This window comes from Streptomyces sp. NPDC088246 (assembly GCF_044741025.1).
GTDB lineage: Bacteria > Actinomycetota > Actinomycetes > Streptomycetales > Streptomycetaceae > Streptomyces.
In genome coordinates this window covers 67,561-85,198 of sequence record NZ_JBIURV010000001.1, presented here as the reverse complement: position 1 = coordinate 85,198, position 17,638 = coordinate 67,561, and the positions used below count along the sequence as shown (strand labels likewise).

Sequence of the window (17,638 nt, the reverse complement as noted above, 5' to 3'; positions counted from 1 at the left end):
GCAGTCTTCCCCGCCGGCACTTGAGACCGACCGGCACATGGGGGTGGGAGAAGAGGTGTCAGACGATGACGGGGACGGCCTCGGCGCGGTTGGTGGCCCAGTTGGTGACGATGGGCTTGTCGACGTTGGCGGTGTCGGGGAGCTTGAGTTCGGCGGGGTCGGGATCGTCGTCGGTGGTGGCGATGATGACGTTCTCGAACTCCTTGCCGGCATTGCTGTTGGTGGTCTTGGGGCTGATACCGGTGTATGCGACGGCGGAGCCGGTGAGCTTGATGGGGTCTTCGCCACCCTGTCCGACGGGGGAGGCGACGCCGTCGGCGCCGGAGCCGAAGGACACGCTGGGGGTGTTGGTCTCCAGGTAGCAGGTGATGCCGGACTTGGCCTTGGCGGTGACGAGGTAGTAGCCGCCGGCCTGGGACTCCGAGGTGACCGTGAAGTCCAGGTCGTTGGTGCCGCAGGACTGCCCGTAGCCGCCCTTCCTGCCGTCGCCGGAGCCGGCCTTGCCGGTGGAGCCGCTGGAGTTGGAGCCGCCGGTGGACGAGCCGCCGGTGGAGGATCCGCCAGTGCTGGAGCCGCTGGTGGAGGGGCTGTCGCTGGAGGAGCTGTCGCTCCCTCCGCTGCCGGCGGAGGCGACGGCGGAGGGGGCCGTGGAGCTGCCGGCGTCCGCGACGTCATCGGGGTCGCAGGCGGTGGTGGTGGCGGCGAGGGCCGTCACGGCCGCGGCGGCCAGGACGAGACGGGCGGAACGGGCGGCGAGACGCGAACGCATCGTGATCTCCAGCGGCTGTCGGTTGCGGTGTTTCCTGCTGACACCGATGACACTAGGGCCGAGTCGATCCTGAAATGATCCTGTGCATGTCCGGGTTCTGTCTCAGCAACTTCGGTTCCAAAAACAGCGTTGGATTGCACCAAACCCAGCTCAAGGGGCATGTCCGGGACCGCGCGAGCCGCCGGGACGCTGCGAGAGATCCAGCAGCTCCGGCAGCCGCAGCACCCGGGCCCCGGTGACAACCCACCGGCCGTACCGGGGTCCGGACCCGTGCCCGGGACGGTTCTCCCGCCAGGCGCACCGGACAGCGGGAACGGGCTCTTTGGAGGGAGCCCGTTCCGCTGTCCGGCCGGAGGCGGGCCAGGAGGCGTCCTACAGGTTGCCGCGCTTCTCCTGCTCGCGCTCGATCGCCTCGAACAGGGCCTTGAAGTTGCCCTTGCCGAAGCCCATCGAGCCATGGCGCTCGATCATCTCGAAGAAGACGGTCGGGCGGTCCTGGACCGGCTTGGTGAAGATCTGCAGCAGGTAGCCGTCCTCGTCGCGGTCGACGAGGATCTTCAGCTCACGCAGCGTCTCCACGGGGACGCGGGTCTCGCCCGCCCACTCGCCGAGGGTGTCGTAGTACGAGTCGGGGGTGTCCAGGAACTGGACGCCGGCCGCCCGCATCGCGCGCACCGAGGCGACGATGTCGTTCGTGGCGAGCGCGATGTGCTGGACGCCGGCGCCGCCGTAGAACTCCAGGTACTCGTCGATCTGGGACTTCTTCTTGGCGATCGCCGGTTCGTTGATCGGGAACTTCACCTTCAGGGTGCCGTCGGCGACGACCTTCGACATGAGGGCGGAGTACTCGGTGGCGATGTCGTCGCCCACGAACTCCTTCATGTTGGTGAAGCCCATGACCTTGTTGTAGAAGCCGACCCACTCGTTCATCCGGCCGAGTTCCACATTGCCGACGCAGTGGTCGATGGCCTGGAACGTCCGCTTGGCCGGCGGCTCGACGATGGGGGCCGCGGCGACGTAGCCGGGCAGGTACGGGCCCTCGTAGCCGGTGCGCTCGACGAGGGTGTGGCGGGTCTTGCCGTACGTGGCGATGGCGGCCAGCACGACCGTGCCGTGCTCATCCTTGACCTCGTGCGGCTCGGCGAGGCCGAGGGCGCCGTGCTCGACCGCGTACGCATAGGCCGCGCGGGCGTCCGGGACCTCGATGGCCAGGTCGACGACGCCGTCGCCGTGCTCGGCGACATGGCCGGCGAGGAAGCGGCCGTGGTCGGTGGACGCCCTGATGACGGAGGTGAAGACGAAACGGGCTGAGCCATTGGTCAGGACGTAACTCGCCGTCTCGCGGCTGCCGTTCTCCGGTCCGGAGTAGGCGACCAGCTTCATGCCGAAGGCCGTCGAGTAGTAGTGAGCGGCCTGCTTGGCGTTGCCGACGGCGAAGACGACCGCGTCCATTCCCTTGACCGGGAAGGGGTCGGCCTGCCGGGCTGTGTCGGGGGTGGTGTGCAGAGTCTCAGTCATGCTCGAAGGCTCTCGCCGCTTCGCAAGGTGCGCAACAGTTCGCGAATCTGCTGGGCAATCTGCACAGCCGATAGGGATGATGGCCGGGCTATCTGTACATGATGACCACCACAGCGACCCCCCGGAGGCCCACCATGGCGATCGATCATCTGGACGGGCGACTCATCGTGCTGCTGGCCCGCGAGCCCCGTATCGGCGTCCTGGAGGCATCGCGCCGGCTCGGCGTGGCGCGCGGGACCGTACAGGCGCGCCTCGACCGGCTTCAGTCGAATGGAGTCATCCGCGGATTCGGCCCGACCGTCGATCCGGCGGCGCTCGGCTACCCCGTCACCGCGTTCGCGACGCTGGAGATCAAGCAGGGCCAAGGAGCCGATGTACGGGCCCACTTGGCCGGTGTCCCGGAGGTGCTGGAGCTGCACACCACCACCGGGCACGGCGACATGCTCTGCCGTCTCGTCGCGCGTTCCAACGCCGATCTTCAACGGGTGATCGACCGGGTTGTCGGTTTTGATGGCATCGTCCGGGCCTCCACGGCCATCGTCATGGAGAACCCGGTTCCGCTGCGCATCATCCCGCTCGTCGAGCAGGCCGCAGGGGACAACGACTGAGCCGAGGAGTGACGTGTGAGCTTCTGGGAGTACCTGGGCAACCGGCATCAACAGCTGCTCACCGACGCGTATCAGCACGTCAGTGCCGTATTCCAGTGCATGGTCATCGCCACCGCGCTGGGCGTTCTGATCGGGGTCGTCACCTATCGCAGCGAATGGGCGGGGTCGCTGGCCATCACGTCGACGGCGACCATCCTCACCATCCCCTCCCTCGCCGCGATCGGTCTGCTCATCCCGCTGGTCGGGCTCGGGGTCGCGCCCACGGTGATCACTCTGACGCTGTACGGGCTGCTGCCCATCGTCCGTAACTCGATCGTGGGGCTGCGCGGCGTCGATCCGTCGCTCGTCGACGCGGCGAAGGGCATCGGGATGTCGCGGCCGGCCCGGCTGTGCCGGGTGGAGCTGCCGCTCGCCTGGCCGCCGATCCTCACCGGCATCAGGGTCTCCACACAGATGCTGATGGGCATCGCCGCCATCGCCGCTTATGCGTCGGGCCCCGGCCTGGGCAATGAGATCTTCCGCGGCATCGCCTCGCTGGGCAGCGCCAACGCGCTCAATCAGGTGCTCGCAGGCACGCTCGGCATCGTCATCCTCGCCCTGCTCTTCGACGCCGCGTACGTACTGCTCGGGCGGCTCACCATTCCCAGGGGGATCCGTGTCTGAGACCGCCGACGCCGGGAACGCCGGCTCCGGTGCCGCCGACGGGAGCACGGCCGCCGACAGTGCCGGGACGACGAAGACCACTTCCGGCGCCACCATCCATCTGGACAATCTGACCAAGCGCTATCCGGGCAATCCGAGCCCGGCGGTGGACAACGTCACGATGGACATCAAGGCCGGCGAAACGGTGATCTTCGTCGGCCCGTCCGGCTGCGGGAAGTCCACCACCCTGAAGATGATCAACCGGCTGATCGAGCCGACGTCCGGGCGGATCAGGATCAACGACGAGGACGTCACCGACATCGACCCGGTGAAGCTGCGCCGCAAGATCGGTTACGCGATCCAGTCGTCCGGGCTCTTCCCGCACATGACGGTCGCCGAGAACATCGCCCTCGTACCGAGGATGGTCGGCTGGTCGAAGTCGAAGGTGAAGGACCGGGTCGAGGAGATGCTCGATCTGGTCGGCCTCGACCCCCGGGAGTTCCACGGGCGCTACCCGCGTGCGCTCTCCGGCGGTCAGCAGCAGCGGGTGGGCGTGGCGCGGGCCCTGGCGGCCGATCCGCCGGTGCTGCTGATGGACGAGCCGTTCGGCGCGGTCGACCCGATCACCCGCGACCACCTGCAGGACGAGCTGATCCGGCTCCAGCACGAACTGCACAAGACGATCGTCTTCGTCACCCACGACTTCGACGAGGCGATCAAGCTGGGTGACCGGATCGCGGTACTGCGGGAGCGTTCGCACATCGCGCAGTTCGACACCCCGGAGGCGATCCTCACCAACCCGACGGACGACTTCGTCTCGGGTTTCGTCGGTGCCGGGGCCGCGCTGAAGCGGCTCAACCTCACCCGCGTACGGGATGTGGAGATGGTCCAGTTCCCGACGGTCACGGTCGACGACCCGCTCCAGTCGATCTTCAACAAGCTGCGCAGCGGTCCGCACAACGAACTCCTGATGCTGGACCGCAGGAACCGCCCGTACAAGTGGCTGCGGCGCGGCGACCTGATGCGGGCGCGGGGTTCACTGGCGCGTGCCGGGCAGCTGGTCCATGACACGGTGACGCGGGACGCGACGCTGCACGACGCCCTGGAGGCGGTGCTGACCGACAGCGGCGGACGCGCCGCGGTGACCGGGCGGCGCGGCGAGTTCATCGGGGTCGTCGACATGCACACCCTGATGAACTCCGTCCAGGAACTGCTGGAGGCCGACCGGCTCGCCGCCATCGAGCAGCAGCACGACCTGGAGGAAATGCGCGCCCACCAGACCGAACAGGAGCTGGAGGGCGGTGCGGGCGCATGAATCCCGACTTCCCGCGGAATCCCGAATCGGCGCGGACTCCGCGCTCCCCCCGCCCGGCGCCCGCATCCGACAAGGACCGCCCGCCCGGCGAACACGACGTCATGGGCCATGCCTTCCGCGACGAGGAGGAGGAACCCCCACCGCCACCGGTGGGGCCGCGGCGCCGGATCACCTGGCGCAAGCTGGTACTGCTGCCGGCCGCGCTCGCGATCGTCCTGGCCATCACCTATGTGTGGATCACCAACACCCACCTCGACTCGATCGCCAGGAATTCGCTCACCGGCGGCAATGTGCGGCTGCGCTGGTGGCAGCATGTGGAACTGACCGCGATCTCGACGTTCTGGGTTCTGATCATCGCCATCCCGCTGGGGATCGCACTGACCCGGCGCCGGCTGCGCAAGGGCGCCCCGGTGGTCACGGCCGTCGCCAACATCGGGCAGGCGACCCCCGCGATCGGTCTGCTGGCTCTCCTGGTCATCGGGCTGGGCATCGGCCCGTCGACGGCGATCATCGGCATGGTGATCTACGCGGTGCTGCCGGTGTTCTCCAACACGGTGGCCGGTCTCAAGGCGATCGAACCGAGCCTGGTCGAGGCCTCGCGCGGCATCGGCATGTCGGCGATGGGGACGCTCACCAAGGTCGAACTGCCGCTCGCCGTCCCGCTGATCCTGGCCGGTGTACGGACGGCGCTGGTGCTCAACGTCGGTACGGCGACCCTGGCCACCTTCGTCGGCGGCGGCGGCCTCGGGGACCTGATCACCTCGGGCATCCAGACCCAGCGGATGCCGGTGCTGGTGCTCGGTTCCGTACTGACGGTGGTGCTGGCGCTGCTGGTGGACTGGCTGGCCTCGCTGGTCGAGGTGGCGTTGACGCCGCGCGGACTGGAGGTGGGGTGAGATGGGCCCGCGGCAGGTGCGTGCCGGACTCGTGGGGGCACTCGCCCTGACGCTGACGCTCTCCGGGTGCGGTCTGAAGAGCGGCTCGCCGATGGTGGACGACGTGGTGCCGGGCTCCGTGGGTCGGGGGAAGCCGCTGGACGGTGCTTCGCTGACCGTGACCTCGAAGAACTTCAGCGAGAACATCATCCTCGGCCAGATGATCGGCCTGGTCTTCAAGGCCGCCGGCGCGGAGGTCCTGGACCGGACGAACCTGCCCGGTTCGATCAGTGCGCGCGAGGCGATCGTCAAGGGCGGTGCGGATGCCATGTACGAGTACACGGGCACCGGCTGGATCACCTATCTGGGCCATGCGAAGCCGATCGCCCGCCCGTTGGCGCAGTGGAAGGCGGTCCGCGACGAGGACCGGAAGAACGGGGTGACCTGGCTGACGCCATCCACCCTCAACAACACCTACGCGCTCGCCATCAGCAGGAAGAACAACGCGAAGTACCACTTGAGGACGCTCTCCGATGTCGCCGCGCTGGCGAAGAAGAACCCGTCGGCGGTGACGATCTGCGTGGAGAACGAGTTCGCCTCGCGCGACGACGGGCTGCCGGGCATGGAGAAGGCGTACGGGATGTCGCTCCCTGCCGCCAACATCAAGAAGATGGACGCCGGGATCATCTACACCCAGGTCTCGAAGTCCAACTCCTGCCTGCTGGGAGAGGTGTTCACCACGGACGGCCGGATCAGGGCCATGGACCTCGATGTGCTCGTGGACGACAAGCACTTCTTCCCCAACTACAACGCGGCGCCCGTCATCCACACCAAGACCTTTGAGAAGTACCCGCAGATCGCGGGGCTGCTCGACCCGGTGAGCAGGAAGCTGACGACGGAGGTCGCCCAGGTGCTCAACGCGAAGGTGGATGTCGACGGGCAGGACCCGCACGAGGTGGCGAAGGACTGGCTGCTCCGGGAGGGGTTCATCAAGAAGGGGTGACCTCCTCGCGGATCTCCGCAGCCCTCCGCGAGTCTTCCGGCAATGTCGCAAAGAAGTTGTTGCAAAGACCTCGTTGCAAAGACTGCTTTGCAAGTCTACTGTTGAGCCATGCCCGCAACGGAAGACGGCGGCGACAGCCCCGCCGACGAAGAGAACGTCCACATGGTCGACGCCCGCACCCTGCGCGGGCTCGCCCACCCCCTGCGCCTGCGACTGCTGAGCGCGCTGCGGGAGTTCGGCCCCGCCACCGCCTCCGGCCTCGCGGACCGGCTCGGCGAGTCCAGCGGCGCCACCAGCTACCACCTCAGGCAACTGGCGGCATACGGCTTCGTCGAGGATGACCCGGAACGCGGCAAGGGCCGCGAACGCTGGTGGCGGGCCGTCCACACGGGCACCGTCTTCAACAGCGACCGATTCCTGAGCCACCCGGATCCCGAGGTGCGCGGCGCCGTCGGCGTCGTACTCCACGAGATCGCCACCGCACACGCCCAGGAACTGAACACCTGGCTCGGCACGATGCACGAATGGCCCGAGGAGTGGTCGCACGGCTGGGACATCAGCGACTTCAAGGTGCGCCTCACCCCCGATCTCACCGTGGAGCTGAGCAGGAAGATCCACGATCTCATCGAGAGCTACCAGGGCCGGGTGCCGGAGGGCACGGAGGGCTCGGCCGCCGTCCGCAGCCATGTGCACCTCTTCCCTCGCCCCGCCGAGTAACGAGCCCCTCCGAACGGAAGGACACCGCCATGCACCCCGACACGCATCTACTGCACCACCACCAGCGCGCCGCCGAACTACGGCAGCGGGCAGCGGATTTCCACCCTGCGCCGACTGCGTCGCGCACCGGGCTGCGCACCCGACTGGGCTGGGTCGTCGTCGAGTTGGGACTGCGCATTCTTTCCCGCCACCCCGGCCGCACCTCCGTCGCACCCGGTACGGCATGAACGGCCGGGGGGACCGGAACCGCATCCCGCTCATCGCCGTACTGTCCGCCAACTCCATATCCACGGCCGGTACTTCACTCACCCTCATCGGCGTCCCGTGGTTCGTCCTGGAGACCACGGGCAGCGCGGGACGGGCCGGCGTCGTCGCCTTCTGCGCGACTCTGCCGATCGTCGTCTCCGCACTGATCGGCGGACCCGTCATCGACCGGATCGGACGCCGCCGGGTCTCCGTCGCCTCCGACCTGGTGTGCGGCGTCGCCGTAGCCGCCATCCCGCTGCTGCACTACGCGGACGCCCTGGCGTTCTGGATGCTGTGCGCGCTGATGGCGGTCGGCGGACTCCTGCACACCCCCGGCAACACGGCCCGCTACGTCCTCGTACCGGATCTCGCCGAGCACGCCGGCACCACCCTCGCCCGCGCCGCCAGCCTCTTCGACGCCGTCTCGCGCGGCGCCCGGATGGTCGGGGCGGCGCTGGCCGGCGTACTGATCGCACTGGTCGGCGCGGAGACCGTACTGCTGCTGGATGCCGCGACGTTCCTGACGTCCGCGCTGCTGATCGCGGCCGGGGTGCGGGGGGTACGCGCGGCCGAGCCCCGCAAGGCCGCGGCGCCCGTCTCGCTGCGGGCGTACCGCACCGAACTGCGCGAGGGTTACACCTACTTGCTGAGCAACCGGCTGTTGCTGGCCGTCGTGGTGATGGTCCTCTTCATGAACGGCACCGATCAGGGCTGGAACGCCGTCCTGCTGCCGGTGCACGCCTCCGCCGAACTGGGCGGGGCCAGGGACATCGGGCTGCTCACCGCGCTGTTCGGCGCGGGCGGGCTGACCGGGGCGCTGCTGTACGGGGCGTTCGGGCACCGTTTCTCGCGGCGGGCCGTCTTCACGGTGTGCGTGGTGCTGTGCGGCGCGCCCAGGTATGCGGTCGCGGCACTGACCGGGACGACGCTGCCGCTCGCCGTGACCATGGCGCTGAGCGGCATCGCGGGCGGGGTGCTGAACCCGATCCTGACGACGGTGATCTACGGGAGCGTGCCGGACGAGCTGCGCAGCCGGGTCTCCGGGGTCCTCACGGCGGGCGGCGAACTGGCCATGCCGGTGGGCGGTCTCGCGGCCGGCCTGCTGGTGGAGAGCGCAGGCGCGAGAGGTGCGCTGCTGGCGATGGGTACGGTGTACCTGCTGGCGACGCTGAGCCCGATGGTGTTCCCGGTGTGGCGCACGATGGACGCGGCCGATTCCGGGTCCGAGTCCGAGTCCGGGGGCACGACGGCGGAGGCCTCGGCACCGGCCGCCGAGGTCAGCAGCTCGGGACCTTGCGCCCCTGCTCCAGCGCCTGGAGCGAGGACACCGCGCTCTTCAGAGTCGTGACCGGGATCAGCCGGAGCCCCTTGGGGAGCTCGGCACCCGCCTCCCTGCACTCGGCCTTCGGGACGAGGAAGACGGTCGCACCGTCGCGGTGCGCGGCCTGAGTCTTGAGCGACACTCCGCCGACCGCGCCGACCGCGCCGTTCGCCTGGATCGTTCCGGTGCCCGCGATGGTGCGGCCACCGGTGAGATCACCACCGGAGCCGTTGCCGTCGAGCTTGTCGACGATGCCGAGCGCGAAGAAGAGACCCGCGCTGGGGCCTCCGACATCGGCGAGGTGCAGGGTGACGTCGACCGAGCCCTTGGGCTTGCCGAGGTAGTTCAGAGCCGCGTCGACGGCGGAGTTCTGCGACTTCCTCATGTCCTCGAGGTTGTGCTTCTCGATCTCCTTCTCGGAGCCGCCGGCCGGGTAGACGGAGTTGCGGGGCAGAACCGCCCGGTCCGTACGGAACCAGCTGTCGACCACATCACCGATGCCGACATCGACGTTGGGCCCGGTCGCGACGATCGTCGTCATCCGCAGCTCGCCCTTGGTGGGGCGGGTGGGCGCGCCCTTGATGCTGATCACGGGGGTGCCGTGGTCCTTCCCGAGCACGTTCGCGGTCGTGCCGGGCTGCGCCAGCGTGAACGGCAGCGGCGCGAAGGCGGCCACGCCGAACAGGGCGAGGACGGGCAGGGCACACAGGATGAGGGTGCGGGGGCGCGAGAGACGAGTGAGCACCCGCCCAATCTAACCGCCGGGACGCTGGTACGGGCCGGGCGGTGGGTCGACCCGGCCCGTACCTACTGCCCGGCTGCCCGGCCCGGCTCCCGCGGAGGGCCGGGCCGGCCCGGCCGACCGCTTTGTCCTCAATCGCTGGACGGGCTTGATTTGGCCGGCCGACCGCCACCCGCGACAGGCCGGGCTCGAAATGCCCTACCGGAGCGCGTCCGCCACCTCGCGGGCCGCGTCCACGACTCGGGGGCCGACGCGTTCGGGTACGGAGTCCGAGAGCATCACCACGCCCACGCTCCCCTCGACGCCCGTCACCCCCATCAGCGCGGCCGCCGCCCCGCTCGCCCCGGCTTCCAGTTCGCCGTGGGTGAGGGTGAAGGCGGTCTCACCCACCGGCTTCTGTCGGGCGGCGAGGATCGCCCGGCCCGCGGCACCCCGGTCCAGCGGGTGACGGAAACCGGCCCGGTAGGCGACGTGGTAGTCGGTCCAGGTCGGCTCGACGACCGCGACCGCCAGCGCGTCACTCCCGTCGACCAGCGTGAGATGGGCGGTGGCCCCGATGTCCTCGGCGAGGGACCGCAGCGCGGGCAGCGCGGCTTCCCGCACGAGCGGATGAACCTGGCGGCCCAGGCGCAGCACGCCGAGGCCCACCCTGGCCCGGCCGCCCAGATCGCGGCGTACCAGGGCGTGTTGTTCCAGGGTGGCCAGCAGACGGTAGACCACGGTCCGGTTGACGCCGAGTTTGTTGGACAACTCGGTGACGGTCAGGCCGTGGTCGGTGTCTGCAAGCAGTTTGAGGACCCGTAGTCCCCGGTCGAGCGTCTGGGAGGTCTCCGCGGTCACGACGCCCTCTCCTCTTTGGTGAGCGGCGGCGGCTGGTTCCCACGGAATGTGTGCCACCGGTCCCAGCGGCGACGCACGGAGAGGCCGCCGGCCTGGCCAAGGCAACCGGCTGCGCTCCGCGGCGGCGTTGCCACGGGGCGTGCATTTTTTTCTGGACAGTAGCGAGCCAGTCCGCTCAGCGGAAGACCTCGTCCAGAATCCGGGCGTCAGCGGAAGTGGAGTTGCGGTGAAGAAACATAAGCGCCGGTCAGCGCGGCGTCGGCCGAAATCTGGACGTCTACGCGCGTCCAGGTCGGCCGACGCCTCGGCGGCACGTCCGTATACCGGACGTGAACGGGCGTTAACTCACCGTGAACGACTGTTGCACAATTTTTCCGTTCACGAGCACCTCGCAGGCTCTGATCGCCCTCGTCGCCGGGTCGCGGACGGCGAAGTTGAGGGCGAAGGTGCCGTCGAGTCCGATGACCCGGGTGACGTACGAGTCCGAGGTCTGCTTCCCGTCCGCGGTGCGGCCGGTCACCGAGACCGTGGCGACGGGGGCGAAGCCCCGGCCGGTCACCTGGACCACCGTGCCGACGGGCCCCTCGGACGGCGAGAGCGCGAAGGACGGTCCGGCGGGGACGGTCCCGTCCTGGACGGTGAACGCCGCCGTCTCGGTGCGCGGGTTGACGAGGACCTCCCGGACCCGGATCGCGACGGTGTCGGTGGCGTTGACCGTGAAGGTCTGCGAGAACGCCCCGTCCAGCCCGACCACCTTCGTCTTCACCGGGTCGGACGTCTGCGATCCGTCGGCCCGCAGCCCGACGACGGATACGGTGGCGACCTTCGCGAACCCCTGCCCGAGGACGGTGACGGCGGTGCCCTTCGGCCCGGCCGACGGGGTGAGGACGACGAAGGCCGGGGCGACGGTCAGCGGGGTGAGGGCCTGCGCTCCTCCCGCGGTGACCTGGAGCGCGTACACGGCGCGCGGGGTGGATCCGGCCACGGTGACCGTACCGGCGAGCGTTCCGTCGGCGTTGATCCGGAGGGTGGAGCCGCTGATCCGTGCGCTGTCGCAGGCGCTGCCGTCGGCGGCGCAGAGCGCGGCGGCCGGTGTGGCCCCGGTCGGCCAGTCGCCGCCGGAGAGGGTGATCGTTCCGCCGGGTTTGACCTTCGCCGCGCCTGCCGAGAGCGTCGCGGAGGCGTCGGTCACGGCGAACGGGGTGGTCAGTACGGTCGCCGGGTCGTTGCCCTCGTCGACCTGGATCGCGGCGATGGCCGGGTCGGAAACGGTGAAGTCGGCGCTGAACGTGCCGTCGGGGGTGCTCTTCACATAGACGGCGGTGTCATCGAGCGTCGCCCCGCTCGCGTCCAGGGCGACGGTGTTGATCCACCGGTCCTGGAAGTAGTTGCTGCCGGTGACCTTGATGACGCTGCCCAGCGGGGCGCCGGAGCGGGAGAGCGCAATGGTCCGCGGGCCGCCGGGGACGTACGCCTTGACGGTCAGAGGTGCGGTCGCCTCCTTCGTACCGTCGCCGACCTTCACCAGGTACGAACCGTCGGTCACGGTGCCGGCGGCAGCGAGCACCGCACTTCCGGTCAGCTCCCCCGAGCTGCTGATCGCGAGGGTGCTGGAGACGAACTTTCCGGTGTCGCAGCCACCGCCGTCCGCCGCGCACAGAGAGGGCACGGGGGTGGCACCGGCGGTCCACAGGCTGCCCGTCAGGGCAACCGCGGTGGACGGCCGGACGGCGGTGGTGGGCGCGGTCAGGGTGGCGGGCAGGCCCGCGGTGCCCTCGGCGGTGACGGTGCCGATGGAGCCGCCACCGCTGATCACGTCGCACGGGGTCTCGTAGGTGGAGCCGAGCACCTTCGTACGCGTCAGATTGCGTACCGGGGTGAAGGAGATCGGCCCCTTCGCACTGGCGGGGATGATGAAGTCCCCTTCGTACGGCGGGATCTCGATCGGCTTCCCGGACGGGATGTCGAGGTTGATCTGTGGTCCGGTGACGGTGACCGTGCCGGTCGCACCGCCCGACATGGCGAAGTCGATGCTGGGGGTGGTGGGCACATCGCTCAGGCTGAGCCCGCTGGTGGCGGGGGACGGGCCGAGGGTGACCTTGGCGTGGACCTTGCCGCCCGGGTCGACGACGGCCGGTGAGAGGTCGACGCTCATCTGCTGCGGTCCGGTGGCCTCGCCCTGTCCGGCGGGCAGGGTGCAGTGGACGGTCGGGGTGACCGTGCCGGCGTGGGCGGCGGGGGCGAGTGCGACGGTTGTGCCGGTCCAGGCCAGCACGGCCCCGGCGGTGAGGGCGACGGTGCGGCGTAACACCGCACCCGGCCTTTCGGATCTTCTCGATCCTTCCGGTCTTCTCGAGCTCGGCCGTACGGACATGCGGCTCCTCCATGACTACGGGAATTCTCCGAATTCGAAATGGCGACGCCCGCCTGCTCCCTTGCGATACGGAGCAGGCGGGCGTCTCCGGGTCTTTCCCCTGACGGCTCTCAGAGAAGAGTGAGTGTCAGGGTGGCGCTGTAATCTCCGGGCCGGGTGAATCCGGGAACCGTCAGTGTGAGATCGGCGTCCGCGTCGAACCGGCCGCCGGTGAACGGACGGGATCCATCCGGATTCATCCGGCAGAGGCTCGCCGCCTCACTCCCGAGCGCGGCGGGCGACCCGGCCACCGGCACCCCCGCACTCCCGTTCTGCGCCGTGCACTTGGGTGTCCACCGGACGGCGCCCGCCGGGATGGTGCCCCCGTCGGCGCTGGTGAAGCCGGTGAGGGTGGCGGTCAGGGACCAGCCGCTGTTGACGCCGCGGGCGTCCTCCACCTCGACCCGGTTGAGCCGGGAGCGCTGCACACCGCTGCCGGTGCCCAGGACCGTCGTACCGAAGTCGACGGTGTCGCCGTCCTGGACCATGGACAGTGTCCCGGCCCGGACCGAGGTGTTCAGCTTCTGGTCGGCACTGCCGCCGCCTCCCCCGTCCGTGGTGACGGTGAACGGGGTGGTCCGTACGGTGGCGGGGTCGTTGCCCTCGTCGGCCTGGACGGCGACGACGGCATCGGAGATCACGGTGAACTCGACGGCGAAGGTGCCGTCCGGGCCGCTCTTGACGTAGACCGCGCTGTCGTCGAGCCCGGTGCCCGTCGCGTCGAGGCCGATGACGTTGATCCAGCGGTCCGGGTTGTAGTTCTTTCCGCTGACCGTGATCACGCTGCCGACGGGTCCGCTGCTCCGCGAGAGCGAGATCTCGCGGTCGCCGGCCGCGACGGCCTTGACGGTGAGGGGAGCGGTGGCTTCCTTCGTGCCGTCGTTGACCTTCACCTCGTACGCGCCGTCCGGCACCGCTCCGGCCTCCGCGAGGGTGGCCGTACCGTGCAGCGTTCCGTAACTGTCGATGGTGAGGGTGTGGCCCTTGAACTTCAGCGGATCGCAGCCGCCACCGCCCACCGCGCAGAGCGAAGGCACGGGTGTACCGCCCGGCGTCCAGCCCGAACCACCCAGTTTTACAGTGGTGTTGGGGCGTACGGGATCGGCGGGGGCGGTCAGGGTGGCGGGCTCGGAACCGGTGCCCTCCACCGTGACGGTGCCGATGGAGCCGCCCCCCTCCACCACGTCGCAGGGCGTCTCGAAGACCGAGCCGAGCACCTTGGTCTGCGTCAGCGTACGGACCGGGGCGAAGGAGAGGTCGCCGGAGGCGTCCGCCGGGACCAGGAAGTCGCCCTCGTACGGCGGGAGTTCGATGGGCGTCCCGGCCGGGATGTCCATCGTGAACTCGGCGCCCCGCACGGTGACGGTACCGGTGGCCCCGCCGGACATGGCGAGGTCGAGGCTGGGGATGGTCGGCACATCGTCCAGCGCGAGAGCGCTGGTGGCGGGGGACGGGCCGAGGGTGACCTTCGCATGCACCTTGCCGCCCGGGGCGACGACCGCGGGCGACAGCTCGACGGTCATCTCCTGCGGCCCGGTCGCCTCCCCCTGGCCGGCGGGCAGGGTGCAGTGGACGGTCGGGGTGACCGTACCGGCGGCCTGCTGTCCGGCCGGTGGCGCGGCCTGGGCGGTGGCCCCGACGCAGCTCAGGGACAGTACGAAGCAGGCAGCGAGCAGACCGGTCACGCCAGGTCTTCGTCGTCGAATCACCAGACACCCCTCCATGGCCCATTGATTTGCGCACATTGAGGAGGTCGCACGCAGAGAAGTCAAGAGAGAATTGACTGATCCTTATGCGGAGAATGATCGTTATCTGAAATGCCCGAAAAGCATTTCTACAAGCACTTTCCACGCGCCTGTTGACATCTCTTGACATCTCCGAAGATCACAGTTTCACTGCATCCGACATGCCGGGCCCGGCACGCAGTTCCGCAAGAAGATCGCATACGGCGATTTCTTCGAATCCGCGGAATTCAACCGGAAGGAGTCCCTCCCGTCATGTCGATCACTTCTGTACGGCCGTCGAGAGTACGGCCGTCGAACCGAAGACGCGTCCGCGTCCCGCTCGTGCTCACCGCGGCCTGTTCCGCGGCCGCCGCGCTCGCCCTGGCGCCGTCGGCCCAGGCGGTGACCCCGCTCATCGCGACGGCCACGTACGACTGCGGAACCTGGGGCCACGGTGTCGCCACCCTGACCGCCGCCGACTCGGGCACGTCCAAGACCATCAAGATCAACTCCACCGCGATCACCATGCCGATCGGCTCCAGTGCCGACCCGAACAGCATCACGACGACGCTCAAGCTCACCAAGACCTCGGGCGGCGTCACCAGTCAGGTGCAGTTCTCCGGGAAGACCAACCCCGGCATGACCGGCCCCAACCCGATCACTCTGGGGCCGCTGAAGCTCACCTCCGGCACCCTGGCGGCGGGTGACCGCACCGATTCCGTGGTGCTGGCCACTCCCCCGAGCGCCACCAACTGGTCACTGCAGATCGTGGCGTCGTCCCCGACGTCGGCCACGGTTCCGTGCGTGGCCACGCTCAACCAGTCCGCACCGTTCGTCTGGTAGCCGTACGTAAGACATCCACTCACCCGGCAACGACGCCCGACCCGCATCCGGCAACCGCACCCGGCGACCGCACCCGATCCGCACCCGGCAGCCGAGCCTGATCGCACCTGATCCGCGCCAACGACGCCGGCCCGGGGCGAGGACCGCTGTCCCCGCCCCGGGCCGGCACTTCACGAGAGCGTCCTCACGTCATACGCGTGGCCCACTCCTGAACCTTCTTGATCCGCTGCTGGATCTGCCCGGCCGTGGCCTCCGCACTCGGCGGCCCGCCGCACACCCGCCGCAGTTCGGTGTGGATCACTCCGTGCGGCTTGCCGCTCTGGTGCGTGTACGCCGACACCATCGTGTTGAGCTGCTTGCGCAGCCCCAGCAACTGCTTGTGCGTGACCACCGGCCGCGCCTCGGCCGGCTTCTCCAGCAGATCGGCTTCCCCGGCCGGCTTCTGGCGGCTGTGCGCGATCTGCCGGGTCTGCCGCTTCTGGAGCAGCAGCTGCACCTGATCGGGTTCCAGGAGCCCCGGAATCCCCAGGTAGTCCTGCTCCTCCTCACTCCCCGGGTGCGCCTGCATGCCGAACTCGGCACCGTCGTACAGCACCCGGTCGAAGACCGCGTCGGATTCGAGGGCCTCGAAGGGCAGCTGCTCCTCGGTCTCCTCGTCCTCCAGGCGTTCCGCGTCGGCGAGGAGCTTGTCCTCCTCCGAGAACGGGTTCTCCTCGTCGCTGCCCTTCTTGGGCTTGTCGAGGACGTGGTCCCGTTCGACCTCCATCTCGTTGGCGAAGTCGAGGAGCATCGGAATGGTCGGCACGAAGACGGAAGCGGTCTCGCCACGCCTGCGCGAGCGCACAAAACGGCCGACGGCCTGCGCGAAGAAGAGCGGCGTGGAGATGGTGGTGGCGTACACGCCCACGGCGAGGCGCGGCACGTCGACGCCCTCGGACACCATGCGGACCGCGACCATCCAGCGCGATTCGTCCTCGCTGAACTGGTCGATCTTCTTCGACGCGGCCTTCTCGTCGGAGAGGACCACGGTGGCCTTCTCGCCCGTGACCCTCTTGAGGATCTTGGCGTACTCGCGCGCCGACTCCTGATCGGTGGCGATGACGAGCCCACCGGCATCCGGAATGCCCTTGCGCACCTCGGTCAGCCGCTTGTCGGCGGCGCTCAGCACATTGGGGATCCAGTCCCCGGTGGGCGACAGGGCGGTACGCCAGGCCTGCCCGATGGCGTCCTTGGTCATCGGCTCGCCGAGCCGGGCGGCGATCTCGTCACCGGCCTTGGTGCGCCAGCGCATGTTGCCGCTGTAGCTGAGGAAGATCACGGGCCGGACGACACCGTCGGCGAGCGCGTTGCCGTAGCCGTACGTGTAGTCGGCCGAGGAGCGCCGGATGCCGTCGTTCCCCTCCTCGTACACGACGAAGGGGATCGGGTTGGTGTCGGACCGGAACGGCGTACCGGTGAGCGCGAGGCGCCGGGTGGCCGGGTCGAACGCCTCCTGGCAGGCCTCGCCCCAGGACTTCGAGTCACCGGCGTGGTGGATCTCGTCGAGGATCACGAGGGTCTTGCGCTGCTCGCACCGGTTGCGGTGCAGCATCGGCCGGACGCCGACACCCGCGTAGGTGACCGCGACGCCGTCGTACTCCTTGCTCAGCGGGCCCGCGCTGTACTCGGGGTCGAGCTTGATCCCTATCCGGGCCGCTGCCTCGGCCCACTGCTTCTTCAGGTGCTCGGTCGGCGCGACGACGGTGACCTGCTGCACCACATGGTGGTGCAGCAGCCATGACGCGAGGGTCAGCGCGAAGGTGGTCTTCCCCGCGCCGGGGGTGGCGACCGCGAGAAAGTCGCGCGGCTGCTCCTGGATGTACTTCTCCATGGCGCCCTGCTGCCAGGCTCGCAGCTTGCCGGCCGTGCCCCAGGGGGCGCGGCCGGGAAAGGCGGGTGAGAGGTGGTGGGAGGCGGTAGTAGTCACGGTCTCCGGTTCGGGTCTCTCGGGTACGTGGGGCGCTGTCCGTACGGGCCGGGACGGACTCGTACGCGATACGACAACCGGGCCACCTTACCGGGG

The 17,638-nt window shown here is 69.3% G+C and carries 16 protein-coding genes; 9 read left to right on the top strand and 7 right to left on the bottom strand.

The genetic code is table 11. The features are described from left to right. Positions 1-58: 58 nt before the first annotated feature. Both ACIPEK_RS00355 and hppD read right to left on the bottom strand, forming a co-directional pair. Positions 59-769: a hypothetical protein gene (locus tag ACIPEK_RS00355; protein WP_401989420.1), complete on the bottom strand. Its 711-nt coding sequence runs from the start codon at positions 767-769 to the stop codon at positions 59-61. A 372-nt stretch (positions 770-1,141) separates the two neighbouring features. After that, complete coding sequence (hppD, locus tag ACIPEK_RS00350; protein ID WP_401989419.1) at positions 1,142-2,287, bottom strand: 4-hydroxyphenylpyruvate dioxygenase; 1,146 nt, start codon at positions 2,285-2,287, stop codon at positions 1,142-1,144. 134 nt (positions 2,288-2,421) lie between these two features. Between hppD and ACIPEK_RS00345 the strand changes: the two genes are divergently transcribed. The 8 genes from ACIPEK_RS00345 to ACIPEK_RS00310 all read left to right on the top strand — a co-directional run bounded on the left by ACIPEK_RS00345 (position 2,422) and on the right by ACIPEK_RS00310 (position 9,041). Next, positions 2,422-2,895: an Lrp/AsnC family transcriptional regulator gene (locus ACIPEK_RS00345; protein ID WP_093900281.1), complete on the top strand. Its 474-nt coding sequence runs from the start codon at positions 2,422-2,424 to the stop codon at positions 2,893-2,895. Positions 2,896-2,910: 15 nt separating this feature from the next. Beyond that, positions 2,911-3,558, top strand: a complete 648-nt coding sequence (locus ACIPEK_RS00340) for an ABC transporter permease (RefSeq protein WP_401989418.1) — start codon at positions 2,911-2,913, stop codon at positions 3,556-3,558. Positions 3,559-3,652: 94 nt separating this feature from the next. Further along, positions 3,653-4,852, top strand: coding sequence for an ABC transporter ATP-binding protein (locus tag ACIPEK_RS00335; protein WP_401989768.1), 1,200 nt, complete (start codon positions 3,653-3,655; stop codon positions 4,850-4,852). A gap of 101 nt (positions 4,853-4,953) precedes the next feature. Further along, the gene (locus tag ACIPEK_RS00330) at positions 4,954-5,748 is read left to right on the top strand and encodes an ABC transporter permease (RefSeq protein ID WP_401989766.1); all 795 of its coding nucleotides are present in this window, start codon (positions 4,954-4,956) and stop codon (positions 5,746-5,748) included. Position 5,749: 1 nt separating this feature from the next. Beyond that, a complete protein-coding gene (locus ACIPEK_RS00325; RefSeq protein ID WP_401989417.1) occupies positions 5,750-6,730 on the top strand; it encodes a glycine betaine ABC transporter substrate-binding protein in 981 nt (326 codons plus the stop codon). Positions 6,731-6,838: 108 nt separating this feature from the next. Further along, on the top strand, positions 6,839-7,447 hold the full coding sequence (locus ACIPEK_RS00320) for a helix-turn-helix domain-containing protein (RefSeq protein ID WP_401989416.1): 609 nt from the start codon (positions 6,839-6,841) through the stop codon (positions 7,445-7,447). Positions 7,448-7,476: 29 nt separating this feature from the next. Beyond that, positions 7,477-7,674: a hypothetical protein gene (locus tag ACIPEK_RS00315; RefSeq protein WP_401989415.1), complete on the top strand. Its 198-nt coding sequence runs from the start codon at positions 7,477-7,479 to the stop codon at positions 7,672-7,674. Then, positions 7,671-9,041, top strand: coding sequence for an MFS transporter (locus tag ACIPEK_RS00310; protein WP_401989414.1), 1,371 nt, complete (start codon positions 7,671-7,673; stop codon positions 9,039-9,041). Before ACIPEK_RS00315 ends, ACIPEK_RS00310 begins: the two co-directional genes overlap by 4 nt. Here ACIPEK_RS00310 and ACIPEK_RS00305 read toward each other — a convergent pair. The 4 genes from ACIPEK_RS00305 to ACIPEK_RS00290 all read right to left on the bottom strand — a co-directional run bounded on the left by ACIPEK_RS00305 (position 8,971) and on the right by ACIPEK_RS00290 (position 14,694). Beyond that, positions 8,971-9,759 (bottom strand): S16 family serine protease, encoded by a 789-nt coding sequence (locus ACIPEK_RS00305; RefSeq protein WP_401989413.1) that lies wholly within the window; start codon positions 9,757-9,759, stop codon positions 8,971-8,973. The two genes, ACIPEK_RS00310 and ACIPEK_RS00305, sit on opposite strands and share 71 nt — an antisense overlap. 195 nt (positions 9,760-9,954) lie before the next feature. After that, complete coding sequence (locus ACIPEK_RS00300; protein WP_401989412.1) at positions 9,955-10,596, bottom strand: IclR family transcriptional regulator; 642 nt, start codon at positions 10,594-10,596, stop codon at positions 9,955-9,957. A gap of 340 nt (positions 10,597-10,936) precedes the next feature. Beyond that, entirely contained in the window at positions 10,937-12,907 is a 1,971-nt protein-coding gene (locus tag ACIPEK_RS00295; protein WP_401989411.1) for a hypothetical protein, read from the bottom strand. A 173-nt stretch (positions 12,908-13,080) separates the two neighbouring features. Continuing rightward, positions 13,081-14,694 carry a hypothetical protein gene (locus ACIPEK_RS00290; protein ID WP_401989410.1) on the bottom strand — a complete coding sequence of 538 codons (1,614 nt, stop codon included), beginning with the start codon at positions 14,692-14,694 and terminating at the stop codon, positions 13,081-13,083. A 312-nt stretch (positions 14,695-15,006) separates the two neighbouring features. Here ACIPEK_RS00290 and ACIPEK_RS00285 point away from each other — a divergent pair, with 312 nt between their 5' ends. Then, positions 15,007-15,576: a hypothetical protein gene (locus tag ACIPEK_RS00285; protein ID WP_383071821.1), complete on the top strand. Its 570-nt coding sequence runs from the start codon at positions 15,007-15,009 to the stop codon at positions 15,574-15,576. Between the two features lie 184 nt (positions 15,577-15,760). On the opposite strand, the gene ACIPEK_RS00280 is transcribed toward ACIPEK_RS00285, so the two are convergent. Next, a complete protein-coding gene (locus ACIPEK_RS00280; RefSeq protein ID WP_401989409.1) occupies positions 15,761-17,542 on the bottom strand; it encodes a DEAD/DEAH box helicase in 1,782 nt (593 codons plus the stop codon). Positions 17,543-17,638 lie beyond the last annotated feature (96 nt).